This window comes from Conyzicola nivalis, from assembly GCF_014639655.1.
GTDB classification, from domain to species: Bacteria; Actinomycetota; Actinomycetes; order Actinomycetales; family Microbacteriaceae; genus Conyzicola; species Conyzicola nivalis.
This window is the reverse complement of sequence record NZ_BMGB01000002.1, coordinates 407720-421066: the sequence shown is the minus strand read 5'-3', so window position 1 is coordinate 421066 and position 13347 is coordinate 407720. Positions and strand designations below refer to the sequence as shown.

Here is a 13347-nt window from a genome sequence, read left to right as displayed (position 1 = left end):
TCCGTTTTCCAGACTCCTTCGTGATTTCCTTATGCCACCAAAAGGTGGCGCAACGAAACCGAACCTGCCGGCCCCGTAGGTCGCCCAGCGACCGTATCCAAACCAGCGTGCTCGGGCGATAGTGCACTTGTGGCGGGTGAATCCGCCGTCGCACCCGCCACAACTGCACTCCCGGGCGCGCGTCGCGTGAATGCCGTACGTTCGAAACGTGCCGCAGAACGAATTCCTCTACACCCGCTCCGACGACCCCCTCGCGCAGCCGCTCATCCTCGAACTCTCGCGCGAGTACGACGAGCGCTACGGACTCAACGACGGCATCCCCTCGTCGGTCGAGCTCAGCCGTTACCCCGCCGAGCGATTCGCCCCCGAGAACGGCGGCGCGTTCCTGCTCGTGCTCCGCGGTGACGAGGTCGTCGCCGGCGGCGCATTCATGAGAACGGATGACACGACCGCCGAGATCAAGCGGGTGTGGACCTCGTCCGCCCACCGTCGCCAGGGTCTCGCCCGCGTGGTGATGGCGGAGCTGGAACGCGAAGCCGCGGCCCGCGGCTACACCGGAATCGAACTCACGACCGGCGCGCGCCAGCCCGAGGCGGTCGCGCTCTACCTCGGCCTCGGTTACGAGCCGCGTTTCGACCTCGACGGCGACCTCGAGGCGATCGGCTACCTGGCCTTCACGAAGCCGCTGTAACCAGCAGCGCCAGTACCGACCGCACGCGCGCCTCGAGCGGTTCGGCCTCGCGGACCACACCGCCGACGGCCGCGACGACGGGTGTCAGCACCGTCCCCGCATCCGCCTCGCCGACCTCGATCAGCTCGACGGCGCACATCGCCTCGACCGCCAGGATCGATCCGAGCAACTCGACCGACCGTTCGAGCGCCTGCAGCGCGAGGGCCGCGTTCGAGGAGTGGTCTTCGACGCCCTCCGAGAGCGAGGATCCCGCGAGTGTCACCGAGCCGGCGAGGTGGCGCAGCTCGGCCAGCTGCGCTGCCGCCGAATACCAGGCGAGTCCGGGCACCGCGTTGGAGCCCGAACGTCGCAGCCCCACGCCCAGCGTCGACAGCTGCGAGATGCGCCGCTCGCTCATTGCCGCGACGTGCGCGACGACGACGCGCAGGTTCTCGAAGGCGAGCGCGAGTTCGAGCGCGAAGAAGTTGCCGCCCGAGACGAGCGAGCCGGATGCCACGTCGACGAGCGGGTTCTCGGTGCGCGAGTTCAGCTCGAGCTCTAAGGCGGTCGCGAGGCGCGCGATCGCTACGCCGAGCGAGCCGTGCACCTGCGGCACCGAGCGGAACGAGATCGCGTCCTGCGTGGACGAGACGCCCGAGGCGAGGGACGACGATTCGAGCAGCGACCGGATGCGCCCCGCCGACACCGCCTGCGGCCCGATCGCGTGGGCGGCCTGCACGCGCTCGTCGAACGGCGACAGGTTGCCGCCGGCGCCGTGTGCACCCAGCGCCACGAGCGACGCCGCCGACACGAGGTCGGCGACCCGGGCGAGGGCGCGCAGGTCGGTCACGACGAGCGAACCCACACCGATGCTGTAGCTGTTGGCGCTGAGCGTCGCGATCGCCTCGTGCGGCTGCAGCGTGACGGGAGCCAGACCCACGGCGTCGAGTGCGACGGCTCCCGGCACGACGGCGCCGTCGACAATCGCGAACCCGCCGCCCGTCGCTACCGCCGCGATCGCCGCGAGGTGGGTGAGGTCGGCCGCGCCCACCGAGCCCGTGCGCGGCACCAGCGGATACACGTCGCGGTTGAGCAGCTCGCGGTACTGAGCGGCGAGCGCGACGGTGACGCCCGCTCCCCCGCGGCTGAAGCCGACCAGCCGCGCGGCGATCACGGCCCGCGCCTGCTCCTGCGACAGCGGTTCGCCCAGGCCGCCGCCGCTGTTGCGGATGGTGCGGCGCTGGTACTCCTCGAGGGTCTCGGTCGAGACGACGACGTTGCGGCCCGCGCCGAGTTCCGTGTTCAGCCCGTAGACCGGCTGTCCGAGGGCGAGCACGCCCTCGACGACGTCGCGTGAGGCCTGCAGGTCGCGTTCGAGAATCGAGGCGAATCCGACTCGCTCGTTCGTGCGGGCGATGGCGACGACATCCGCGATGCTGACCGCTTGTCTGCTGAGAATGGGCACGCTTAGAAGTCTGTCAGGTTGGCGCGCAGTCCCCCGTCGCCGAGCTCGTCGCGCAGCAGACCGCGGCGGCGCAGGGCGGGCACGAGCGGATCGAGCGTGCGGTGCACGTGCGCCGGGTGCACCTGGCCGGTGAACAGGAAGCCGTCGCCGCCGACCTCGTCGGAGAGTTCGCCGAGGTGGTCGGCGATCTGGTCGGCGGTTCCGATCACGGCGAGACCGTCCTTGTTGGCTCGGGCCTGAAGTATCTCGCGCAGGGTGGAGCCCGCCGGCGCGGACTTCACGAAGTTGTCGAGGGTGCCCTGGTTGGAGTTGGTCGTGAGTTCGGGCAGGGGCGCATCGAGGTCGAAGGTCTTGAAATCGACGCCCGAGAGGTACGAGACGCCCTGCAGGGCCTCGTCGATCGCGGCCTGGGTGAGCTGGGAGCGGCGGGCGCGCACGGCGGCGCTCTCCTCGTCGTTGGCGGTCACGATCGGGTTGACCACGAAGAGCACCTTCAGGTCGTCGGGGTCACGGCCGGCCTCTGCCGCGACGGCGCGGATGGAGTCGCGGTACGACCTCATCCGCTCGGGCGTCGACGCCAGCTGCAGGATCACGTCGGAGTTCTGCCCCGCGAACGCCTGGCCGCGGCCGGACGCGCCGGCCTGCACCATCACGGGCTCCGAGGCGAGCGGCGCGGTGTTCAGCGGCCCGCGCACCTGGAAGAACTCGCCCCTGTGGTCGATGGTGTGCACCTTCTCGAAGTCCGCGAACACGCCGTTCGCGGTGTCCTGGAGGATCGCGTCGGGCTCCCAGCTGCGCCAGAGCTTGCGCACGACGTCGACCCACTCCTGGGCCCGGTCGTAGCGCAGGTCGTGGTCGATCTGCTTGTCGAGTCCGTAGTTCTGCGCGGCGATGTCGCTGCCGCTCGTGACCACGTTGAAGCCGAGCCGCCCGCCGGCGAAGTGCTGCAGCGTGGCGAGCAGTCGCGCCGCCGTGAACGGCTCGTAGAAGCTGGCGCTGAGTGTCGGCACGATGCCCAGCCGCTCGGTCGCCGAGAGCAGGTAGGGCACCAGTGGCAGCGGGTCGTGTTTGGGCACGAACCGGGCGTCGCGCAGATTCACCTCGGCGGTGCCGCCGTACGTGTCGGGCACGGTCACGCCGTCCTCGATGATGAACAGGTCGAGACCGGCCGCCTCGAACACGCGGGCTGCGTCCTGGTACACCGGGGGCTGCTTCCAGTCGTATCCGATGCCGTAGGTCGGGTCGCCCCAACCCTGCACGCCGAAACCCGCACCCAAGAACCATCCGAAATGCTGCAGTGCCATCAGTCGCCCGATCCGTCGGCGAAACCGTCGGCGTTGACGTCGGCGGTCTCCAACCAGTTGTTGTTGTACGCCTTGCTGAGGTAGTTGCCGCCGCCGTCGGGCGCGATCACCACGATCACTGAGCCCTCGTGGGCCGTCGCCGCCACCTGAAGAGCCGCCGCGACGGCGAGTCCCGACGACGGGCCGAGCAGCAGCGATTCCTCCACCGCCAGCCGGCGCACGGTGTCGTAGACGACCGCGTCGGCGACCGTGAGGATCTCGTCGGTGACGTTCTTGTCGAAGATCGACGGCCAGTTCGACTCGGGCCAGCGGGTGCCGACGCCGTCGACGATGATCGTGCTCGCCTCCGCGCCGCCGTAGGTCGAGCCGACCGGGTTGGCGCCGATCACCTTCACCGCCCCTTCGCTCACCTGCTTGAGGAACCGGCCCGTGCCGGTGACCGTGCCGCCCGTGCCGATCCCCGCGACGAAGTGGGTGACGGTGCCGTCGGTCTGGTCCCAGATCTCGGGGCCCGTGGTGCGGAAGTGCGCCTGCGGGTTCGCCTCGTTCACGTACTGCGACGAGCGCCACGCGTTCGGGATCTCGGCCGCTATGCGGTCGGCGATGGCGCGGGCGTTCTGGGGGTTCTCGGGGCCGGCCTCCCAGTCGGCCTCGACCAGCTCGGCACCGTAGGCGGTCAGCAGGGCACGCTTTTCATCGGAGATGAATGCGCTGTGGATGATAATGACCGGATGACCCGTCAACCGACCCACGAGGGCGAGGCCTATCCCGGTGTTGCCCGAGCTCGACTCGACGATCGTCGCACCGGGGAGCAGGGAGCCGTCGGCCTCGGCCGTACGGATGAGGTTGAGCGCGATGCGGTCTTTCGACGACCCGCCGGGGTTGCGGCTCTCGAGCTTCACAAGCACGCGACAGTTCAGACCGGTCGTGAGGTTGTGCAACTCGACGATCGGTGTGTTGCCGATGAGGTCGGTCACGGAGGACAGGATGCCGGCCGGGTAGGCCGGACGCACCCCTGTGGGCTCTCCGATTATGGTCATCCGACGACACTAGAACTCGCCGAGGCACGAGCAAACTCGTGTTGCCCACTGTGACGGACGGCGTCACGCTCCGTCACATCCGCGCGTCGCTCGCCTCCTTTTCCTCCTCCGCCGGCTCGCTCTCGTACCTGGCCACGAGCTCGCGCTTCAGCACCTTGCCACTCGGGCCGAGGGGCAGGCTCTCGACGATCTCGATGCGACGCGGGTACTTGTAGGCGGCGAGCTTCTCCTTCGCCCATTCGAGCAACGCATCCGGCTGCGCCTCCCCGTCCGCGGTGAGCACGACACACGCCATGACCTCCTGCCCGTGGGCGTCGTCGGCGACGCCGAACACGGCGACGCTCGAGACGTCGGGGTGGCCGCTCAACACCTCCTCGACCTCGCGGGGATAGACGTTGTAGCCGTTGCGCACGACCATGTCCTTCTTGCGGTCGACGATCCAGATATACCCGTCGGTGTCCTTCGTGCCGAGGTCTCCGGTGCGGAACCAGCCGTCGACGACCGCGCGCGCCGACTCTTCGGGCAGGTTGAGGTACCCCGACATGAGGTTGTGGCCGCGGATGACGATCTCGCCGAGTTCGCCACTGGGAAGCAGTTCGACGCTGTCGTCGAGGTCGCCCTTCGCGATCTCGACGTCGACGCCCCAGATCGCCTGGCCGACACTGCCCGCGCGCGGCTCGCGGCCGACGTGGTTGAAGCTGGCGACCGGCGACGTCTCGGTCAGCCCGTAGCCCTCGTAGATCTCTACCCCGAACACCTCGCGGAAGCGCTCGATCACGGCGAGCGGCAGAGACGCGCCACCCGACACCGCGTACCGCAGGTTCGGGCGGTCGTCGGTGTTCTTGGCGGCCTCGAGCAGAGCGATGTACATCGTCGGCACACCCATCATCACCGTGCACCCGCTGTCGACGAGGGCCCGAAGTGCCGCCTCGCCGCTGAACTTGGGCAGCAGTACGACCTTCGCGCCCGCACGCATCGACGTGTTGAGCGCGCAGGTCTGCCCGAAGGTGTGGAACAGCGGGAGGCAGCCGAGCACGGTGTCTTCCGCCGTCAGGTCGAAGGTGTTCAGCAGCAGAGTGTTGGTCTGCTCGACGAGCGCGAGGTGGCTGCCGAGCGCGCCCTTCGGCTTGCCCGTGGTTCCGCTCGTGTAGAGGATCGTCGCGGTGTCGGAGGGCGACCGCGGCACGTAACTCTCGATAGGTTCGGCCTCGGCGGCCAGAACCTCGAGCTGCGGCACGCCCTCGATGGGTCCGGGGGCCAGCACCGAGAAGACCGGCACGCCGGCGAGCGCACCACCCCACTCACCCTCCGCGAGCAGCGGAGCGGCGCAGATCAGGATGCTCGCGCCCGAGTCGCGCAGAACGTACTCGATCTCGTCGGCCTTGAGCAGCGCGTGCACCGGCACGACGACGGCGCCGAGGCTGAGCACCGCGTAATACACCCGGGGGAAGTCGGCGACGTTCGGGATGAGCACACCGACCGCGTCGCCGGGCTTCACGCCTCGGGCGCGCAGCGCGCCGGCGTAGCTGCGCGTCTCTTCCCAGAGGCGGGCGTAGCTGATCTCGTCGTCGCCGACCGCGACAGCGATGCGGTCGGGCGTGCGCTCAGCGGATTCCTTGAGGATCGCCGCCACGGATAGCGTCTGGTAGGTCGGCTCCATCGTGAATCTCCTGTCGTCGTTGACCGGGTGTTCTTTCGCACGGTACGCCGCCGCCCGCGCCGGGGCAACTCCCTGAGCATTGCGTCACACGGCGTAGGCAACCGTCACATTCACGCCGAAGGCAACAGGCGTGCCTACTGTGGAATCACATCGCGGCGTGCCCAAGTGGTCAAAGGGAACGGACTCATAACCCGTCATTCGCAGGTTCGAATCCTGCCGTCGCGTCGGTTAAAGACAGATTGCCGGTTGAGCAGGTCGCTTCGCGACCTGCTCAACCGGCAATAGTCTTCTTGCTACGCGTTCGCGGGTGCCTTCGCGGTGGCGGAGGCGTTCGACTCGTACGACGTGTTGGTCGACTCGAAGAAGTTGACCAGCTGCAGGGTGTCGTTCGCCGCTGCCATCCACTTGGCCGGGTTTGACACGTTGTAGTGCGCGTCGAAGCCGAGCTCTTCCAGGCGGCGGTCGGCGAGGTACTTCACGTACTGGTTGATGTAAGTGGCGTTGAGGCCGAGGATGCCGTTGGGCAGGAGGTCGCGGTTGTACTCCTCCTCCATCTCGACGGCGTCGAGGATCATCTGCTTGATCTCGGCGGCGAACTCCTCGGTGCCGACCTCGGGGTTCTCCTCGAGCACGGTGAGGATGAGGTTGATGCCGAACTTGAGGTGCAGGCTCTCGTCGCGCACGACCCAGTCCATGAGCGAACCGAAGTTACGCAGCAGGTTGCGCTGGCGGAAGCTCAGGGCGACCATAAAGCCCGAGTAGAACCAGACGCCCTCGAGGATGACGTTGTACGCCACGAGGTTGCGCACGAAGTCCTGCTTGCCCTCGACGGTGGAGATGTCGAGGGTCTGCTCCGTCATGCGACGGATGTACTTCATCTCGAACTCTTCTTTGCGCGCCATCGACGGGATGTCGACGTGCGAGTTGTACGCGGCTTCCCGGTCGATCGGGAAGGTCTCGAGCACGTACTCGAAGCTCATGCAGTGGTTGGCTTCTTCCCACATCTGCTTCGCGAGGTAGATGCTGCACTCCGCGGCCGAGACGTACGGGTACACGCCGAAGGCCAGGGCCTTGTTGACGAGCAGCTCGTTCGGGTTGAAGTAGCTCATGAGGAACGTCACCGCGTGACGCTCTTCCTCGGACATCTTCTTGAAGTCTGCGATGTCTTCGCCGAGCTGGATCTCGTTCGGGAACCAGGTGTTCGCTACGGCCTGGTCGTACAGGTCCATCGCCCACTGGTACTTGATCGGTTTGAGGAGGAGGCCGTCTTGCAGGCCGGTTCCGAGAATTCCCATTAGTTTTTCAGTTCCTTTACTGGCAGCTGTCGCACTGCAGATCGTCCATCGGGTCTACGGGTACGTAGTAGTCGTCGGGTCCCATTACTTCACACCTCCGAAGCCGAAGCCCTTGCGTGGGGCTACGGGAGCCGCGGCATCCGCAGCACCGCTTGTTCCAGCACCGACCGTGGCCTTCGGGGCTCCGAAGCCCTTCTTGGCGCCGTCGCCGATCTCCTCCGACTTGTTCACCTTGACGGTGGACTGCTCGGCGGTGTGACGAGGCTTCATGTGCAGGTAGTACGTCGTCTTCACGCCGCGCTCCCACGCTCCCATGTAGATGTCCATCATGTCGCCGATGTCGCGCGTCTCGAGGTACATGTTGCGGCTGATCGCCTGGTCGATCCACTTCTGCGCACGCGCCGCGACCTCGAGGAACGAGTAGGGCGAGAGCTGGAAGCTCGTCTTGTAGGTGGCCTTGACCGAGTCGGGGATCGACGCGATGTTCTGGATGTCACCCTGGCTGCGCAGGATGGTCTCCTTCGTCGAATCCCAGAGGCCGAGGTTCTGCAGGTCGGTCACCAGGTTGCGGTTGACCTCGAGGAACTTGCCGTTCGAGGTGGCGCGGCTGAAGATCTGCGAGAACTGCGGGTCGAGGCCGGGCGTGGTGCCGGCGACGAGTCCGATCGACGCGGTGGGCGCGATCGCCATGAGGGTCGCGTTGCGCATGCCTCCCTTGACCTTGAGACGCAGGGCGTCCCAGTCGAGGCGGGTCTTGCGGTTGACCTTGATCTCCTGGCCGCGGTCGGCCTCGGTGAGCTCGATCGAGTCGATCGGCACGAGGCCCTGCGCCCAACGCGAACCGGCGAAGTTCTTGTAGGCACCGCGCTCCTGGGCGAGGTTGGCGCTCTCGTCGATCGCCGCGTAGGAGACGTGCTCCATGATCTCGTCGATCAGGTCGTACGACTCTTCGCTCTCGTAGCTGATGCCCATGCGCTCGATGATGTCGGTGAAGCCCATGACACCAAGTCCGACGGCGCGGTTCTGCTCGTTCGAGAAGTCCGCCTCCTTCACGCTGGAACGCGTGATGTCGATCAGGTTGTCGAGCTGGCGCACCGCGAGGCGCGCGCTCTCCTCGATCTTCGAGAAGTCGAGCTTGCCCGCATCGTCAAGGTGACGCGAGAGGTTGATCGACGCGAGGTTGCAGACCGAGACGTTGTCTTCGTCCTGCGGGAGGGTGATCTCGGTGCAGAGGTTGGACAGGTGGATCGTTCCCGTGTTGTTGTTCAGCGCACGGTTGTTGATCGTGTCCTTCCAGGTGAGCCACGGGTGAGCGGTGCTCTGCAGCGACAGAAGGATCGACTTGAACTGCTCGCGGGCGCCCATCTTCTTGAACATGCGCATCTCGCCGGCTTCGGCCTTGGCCACGTACTCGTTGTAGCGGGTCGAGAAGGCCTGGCCGTAGAGCTCGTTGAGGTCGGCGACCTCGAGCGGGTCGAAGAGGTACCAGAAGTCGTCGTTCTGCACGCGCTTCATGAACTCGTCGCTGATCCAGACCGCGGTGTTCGCGGTGCGGGTGCGGCGGTACGGGTCGCCGGAGTTCTGGCGGAGGTCGAGGAACTCCGGGAAGTCGAGGTGCCAGTTCTCCATGTAGAACGCGAGGGCGCCGAACTTCTTTCCGCCTCGGCTCACCGCCCGCAGGATGGAGTCGATCGTGTGCATGAACGGGATCGGGCCGGTCGACGTGGTGTTGTTCGAGCGGATGGGCGAGCCCTGTGCGCGCAGCTTGGTGACCGAGAGGCCGATTCCGCCGGTGCCCTTGGTGAGCCACATGACGTCGCGGGTGGTCTTCGCGATGTGCTCCATGTCGTCTTGCATTTCCATGACGAAGCAGTTGGCGAGCTGGGGGTAGACGGTGCCCGCGTTGACGAGCGTGGAGCCGGCGGCGAGGTACTCGAGCTTCGACATCTTCTCGTAGAAGGCGATGGCGTGCTCGGTGGGGTTCTGCTCGTTGAGCGAGAGGCCCATGGCGATGCGCATCCAGAAGTACTGGGGCACCTCGAGGGCGTCGCCGTTGCGGCCCTTGATGCCGTACCGGTTGTTCAGCGTCACAACGCCGATGTACTTGAGGAGCTCGTCGTGGGAGGGCTCGAGTGCGGCGGAGAGAGCGGAGAAGTCGAAGAGTTCGACGAGGCGCGTGTCGAGGAGTCCCTCTTCGACACCGCGACGCACGTTGGCCTCGAAGTGGCTGGCGTGCAGCGCCTTCAGCTCGTCGGCACCGGAGTAGTGGCCGAGCACGCGCTTGTAGATGGTCTTGAGCAGGAGGCGGGCGGCAACGACGTCGAATGCCGGGTCGTCTTTGACGTTCTGCAGGGCGACCTGGATGACGGCCTCGTCGAGCTGCTGGGTGGTGATGCCGTCGAAGAGCGTGAGCTCGAGTTCCGACGCGATCTGCGTGACCCAGGTGATGTTGTCGTCGAGACCGTATGTGGCGTGCTCGATGGCGAGGTTGATTTTGTTGGCGTCGTACGGCTCTCGCTCGCCGTTGCGCTTTACTACTGTGATTCCCACGAATGCTCCTAAAAATGCCCAGATTTGGCAGCAACCCCCGTCGCTGCCTTGGCTCTTGCACCACTATATATCGGGGTTCCGACAGAAAGCGATCCCTACATGTAGTGGGCGTGTCATCCACAGGTGTGGATAACTTTGTCCCCAGATTCCACAGGCCCAGCCCGGGTTATCGCCGCATACAGGGCGGGTCGGATGTCGCGGGGACTTCCGTAGACTAGGCCGGTGAGTAGCTACGCCAGCCTGTTGAAAACCCCCGGGGTCGCCCGCATCATCGCGGCGCAGTTGACCGCCCGGTTCCCCTCGGGAATGCTCTCGCTGGCCTACCTGCTGCACATCGAGCACATCCACAATTCCTATGGCGCCGCCGGCCTCGTGCTCGCGGCCACCAGCATCGGCCAGGCCATCGCCGGCCCGCTCACCAGCCGGTGGATGGGCGTCTGGAGCATGCGCAAGGTGCTCGTGCTCACGATGGTGGTCTGCACCATCTCGATCTTCTGCATGGCCTTCATCGTGATGCCGGTGTGGGCCTACATGAACGTCGGACTCATCTGCGGCCTGTCGACTCCGCCGATCCAGCCGGCCGTGCGCACCATCTACCCCAAGATGGTCAACTCGAAGCAGCTGACCCCGCTGTTCTCCCTCGACGCTTCCGCGCAGGAGATCATCTGGGTCGCGGGCCCCGTCATCACGACCTTCGTCGCCGTGCAGATCTCGACCTCGCTCGCGATCGTGCTCGCCGGCGTGCTGATGGTCGGCGGCGGGTTGTGGTTCATCCTGTCGCCCGAGGTGGGGCGCGTGCGCATCCCGCGCAGCAAACGCAAGCTCGGCGTCGTGCTCAAGAAGCCGGCCGTGCTGCTGTCCACCATCACGGGCTTCCTGCTCATCGGTGCCTGCGCGGCCGTCGAGGCGGGCGTCGTCGCGACCTTCGGCGAAGACGGCGCCGAGTCGGGCATCATCCTCGCGATCTTCGCCCTCGGCTCGCTGGCCGGCGGCCTCGCCCTCGGTCACCTCCCGGTGGGCCCGTGGGCGATGGCGCGGCGTATGTTCGCCGTCTTCGTCGGCATGGCGCTCGCCATGGCGTCGCTCGACTTCTGGTGGCTCGCCATCGCGCTGCTCGTCGCCGGCGTCGGAATCGCCCCCGCCCTCGCCGTGATGTTCGCCATCGTGTCGGCGACGGTGAAGTTCAGCGACACCGCCGAGGCCTACGGCTGGGTCGGCACCGGACAGCTCATCGGCGCCGCGATCGGCTCGGCCATCGCAGGCTTCCTCATCGACGCCAACGGTGCCATCGGCGGCTTTATGGTCGCCGCCGGTTTCGCGTTCGTCGGCTTCCTGATCCCCCTGATCCTGCGCGGCTGGCACCCCGACCTCCGCGGCCGCGAACTCACCTCGCTGCCCGACACCGCCCCGATCCCGATCCAGCCGAGCTAGCGGGATGCCCGAACTTCCGGCAACCACCTGGGGCGATCCTCGCGCCGCCCGCCGCGCCCTGCTCGTCCACGGTCTGACTTCGAGCGGTGCCACCTGGTGGCGGGTGGGCGATTCGCTCGCCAAAGCCGGCTGGCACGTGACGGCGGTCGACCTGCGTGGCAACGGTGACGCACCGGTCGCCGACGGCTACGCGTTCGCGGACTACGCGGGCGACCTGCCCGGCTCCGGCTGGGACGCCGTGGTCGGACACTCGCTGGGCGGCGCGGTCGCCACGGTCGCCGCGCTACGTGCCGGCTTCACCCGCCGGCTCGTGCTGCTCGACCCGGCGCTCGTGCTCCCGTCCGCCGAACTCGACGGGCTGCTCGCGGGCGAACTGGGCGAACTCGGGCTCGACGAGGCGGGCTTCCGTGAACTGCGTCCCGCGTGGCATCCGCTCGACGTCTCGCACAAGGCGACCGCGACCGCGAAGGCCACGGCAGACATGGTCACGCGCACCATCGCGCACAACACCCCGTGGGACGTGCTCGACGACGCCCGACGCCTCGCCGTGCCGACCCTGCTCGTCGGCGGCGACCACGCCGTCTACAGCATGCTGCCGACCGCCACCGCCGACGAGCTGGTCGCCGCGAACCCGCTGATCGACTACCGGGTGATCGAGGGGTCGGGCCACTCCCCGCACCGCGACCGCCCCGACGAGACACTCGCGCTGCTGCGGGAGTGGCTGGGCTGACCCGAGCGCGACGCGTCTCGTTTCTGGGTGCCCGTGCTGCGGCACTCCCCGATTCGAAGGTTCAGTCTGCGCTGACGTCAGCACGAACTGAACCTTCGATTTAGAGAGTGCCGTGCGCCTGGGCAGACTTGCCAGCGCCACAGTGCGTAGGTGCCGCGCGACGCCGCTACCAGCGGCCGTGCACCGCCTCGCGGAAGTACCGGTCGTAGATGTCGGCGACCGCGACCCCGAACGATTCGGGCAGCGGCGCGACCGATCCGGCCGACGCGTTGGTGCGGGCCTGCTCCACATTGCGTGCGCCCGGAATCACCGTGGTCACGCCGTCGAGCTGGGCGAGCCAGGCGAGCGCGGCGACCGACGGAGAAAGGTCGACGGATGCGGCGAGCGCCGAGAACTCCTGCGCCGCGGCGACTCCGCGCTCGAAGTCGACTCCGGAGAAGGTCTCCCCCACGTCGAAGGCCTCGCCGTGCCGGTTGAACGTGCGGTGGTCGTTGGCCGCGAACGTGGTGTCGGCCGTGTACTTCCCGCTGAGCAGTCCCGAAGCGAGGGGCACGCGGGTGATGACGGCGATGCCGGCCTCCGCGGCGGCGGGCAGCACGCGTTCGAGCGGCTTAAGGCGGAACGCGTTCACGATGATCTGCACGCTCGCGAGCCCCGGACGCTCCATCGCGGCGAGCGCCTCGTCGACGGTCTCGACGCTCACGCCGTAACGGGCGATGGCACCCTCGGCGACGAGCGTGTCGAGGGCGTCGTACACGGCGTCGGTCGAGAACACGGGCGTGGGCGGGCAGTGCAGCTGTACGAGGTCGAGGGTGTCGACGCGGAGGTTCGTGCGCGAGCGGTCGGTCCACTCGCGGAATTTCTCCAGCGTGAAGTTCGCGGGGTCCTGTTCTTCGCGGCGCCCCATCTTGGTGGCGACGAAGATGTCGAGGTCGGGGTTGTCGGCGAGGTATCCGCCGATGATCTGCTCGCTGCGTCCGTCGCCGTAGACGTCGGCGGTGTCGAAAACGCTGACCCCCGCCTCGACCGAGGCGTCGAGAACCGACCGGGCATCCGCCTCGCTGACGTCTCCCCAGTCGGCACCGAGTTGCCAGGTGCCGAGTCCGATGACCGAGAGGTCTCTGCCGATGCGCGCTGCGTTGCGTGTGTCCATGGGTCGAGCGTACGTGACTCGTGAAAAAGGGAATCGAGCTTGCGGCCCG

General features: G+C 67.2%; 10 protein-coding genes and 1 tRNA gene. 4 read left to right on the top strand and 7 right to left on the bottom strand.

Going from position 1 to position 13347, the window contains the following annotated elements; translation table 11 throughout:
* Nucleotides 1-208: 208 nt before the first annotated feature.
* The gene (locus IEV96_RS15530; protein ID WP_229733451.1) at nt 209-691 is read left to right on the top strand and encodes a GNAT family N-acetyltransferase; all 483 of its coding nucleotides are present in this window, start codon (nt 209-211) and stop codon (nt 689-691) included.
* On the opposite strand, the gene IEV96_RS15525 is transcribed toward IEV96_RS15530, so the two are convergent.
* The 4 genes from IEV96_RS15525 to IEV96_RS15510 all read right to left on the bottom strand — a co-directional run bounded on the left by IEV96_RS15525 (nt 675) and on the right by IEV96_RS15510 (nt 6139).
* A complete protein-coding gene (locus IEV96_RS15525; protein ID WP_188511640.1) occupies nt 675-2135 on the bottom strand; it encodes an aromatic amino acid ammonia-lyase in 1461 nt (486 codons plus the stop codon). The two genes, IEV96_RS15530 and IEV96_RS15525, sit on opposite strands and share 17 nt — an antisense overlap.
* A 2-nt stretch (nt 2136-2137) precedes the next feature.
* The gene (locus IEV96_RS15520; protein WP_188511639.1) at nt 2138-3439 is read right to left on the bottom strand and encodes an NtaA/DmoA family FMN-dependent monooxygenase; all 1302 of its coding nucleotides are present in this window, start codon (nt 3437-3439) and stop codon (nt 2138-2140) included.
* Nucleotides 3439-4479 carry a PLP-dependent cysteine synthase family protein gene (locus IEV96_RS15515; RefSeq protein ID WP_188511638.1) on the bottom strand — a complete coding sequence of 347 codons (1041 nt, stop codon included), beginning with the start codon at nt 4477-4479 and terminating at the stop codon, nt 3439-3441. The genes IEV96_RS15520 and IEV96_RS15515 overlap by 1 nt, the downstream gene beginning before the upstream one ends.
* Before the next feature lie 73 nt (nt 4480-4552).
* The gene (locus IEV96_RS15510; protein WP_188511637.1) at nt 4553-6139 is read right to left on the bottom strand and encodes a long-chain-fatty-acid--CoA ligase; all 1587 of its coding nucleotides are present in this window, start codon (nt 6137-6139) and stop codon (nt 4553-4555) included.
* A 151-nt stretch (nt 6140-6290) separates the two neighbouring features.
* On the opposite strand from IEV96_RS15510, the gene IEV96_RS15505 reads away from it, so the two are divergent.
* Nucleotides 6291-6364, top strand: a tRNA-Met gene (locus IEV96_RS15505).
* A 68-nt stretch (nt 6365-6432) separates the two neighbouring features.
* On the opposite strand, the gene IEV96_RS15500 is transcribed toward IEV96_RS15505, so the two are convergent.
* Nucleotides 6433-7434, bottom strand: a complete 1002-nt coding sequence (locus IEV96_RS15500; protein ID WP_188511636.1) for a ribonucleotide-diphosphate reductase subunit beta — start codon at nt 7432-7434, stop codon at nt 6433-6435.
* Nucleotides 7435-7518: 84 nt separating this feature from the next.
* Nucleotides 7519-9984 (bottom strand): ribonucleoside-diphosphate reductase subunit alpha, encoded by a 2466-nt coding sequence (locus tag IEV96_RS15495; RefSeq protein ID WP_188511635.1) that lies wholly within the window; start codon nt 9982-9984, stop codon nt 7519-7521.
* A gap of 222 nt (nt 9985-10206) precedes the next feature.
* Here IEV96_RS15495 and IEV96_RS15490 point away from each other — a divergent pair, with 222 nt between their 5' ends.
* Together IEV96_RS15490 and IEV96_RS15485 are read left to right on the top strand one after the other, a co-directional pair.
* Complete coding sequence (locus IEV96_RS15490; RefSeq protein ID WP_188511634.1) at nt 10207-11415, top strand: MFS transporter; 1209 nt, start codon at nt 10207-10209, stop codon at nt 11413-11415.
* Between the two features lie 4 nt (nt 11416-11419).
* Nucleotides 11420-12145: an alpha/beta fold hydrolase gene (locus IEV96_RS15485; RefSeq protein WP_188511633.1), complete on the top strand. Its 726-nt coding sequence runs from the start codon at nt 11420-11422 to the stop codon at nt 12143-12145.
* 166 nt (nt 12146-12311) lie between these two features.
* Here IEV96_RS15485 and IEV96_RS15480 read toward each other — a convergent pair whose 3' ends face one another.
* Nucleotides 12312-13298: an aldo/keto reductase gene (locus tag IEV96_RS15480; protein ID WP_188511632.1), complete on the bottom strand. Its 987-nt coding sequence runs from the start codon at nt 13296-13298 to the stop codon at nt 12312-12314.
* Between the last annotated feature and the right edge of the window lie 49 nt (nt 13299-13347).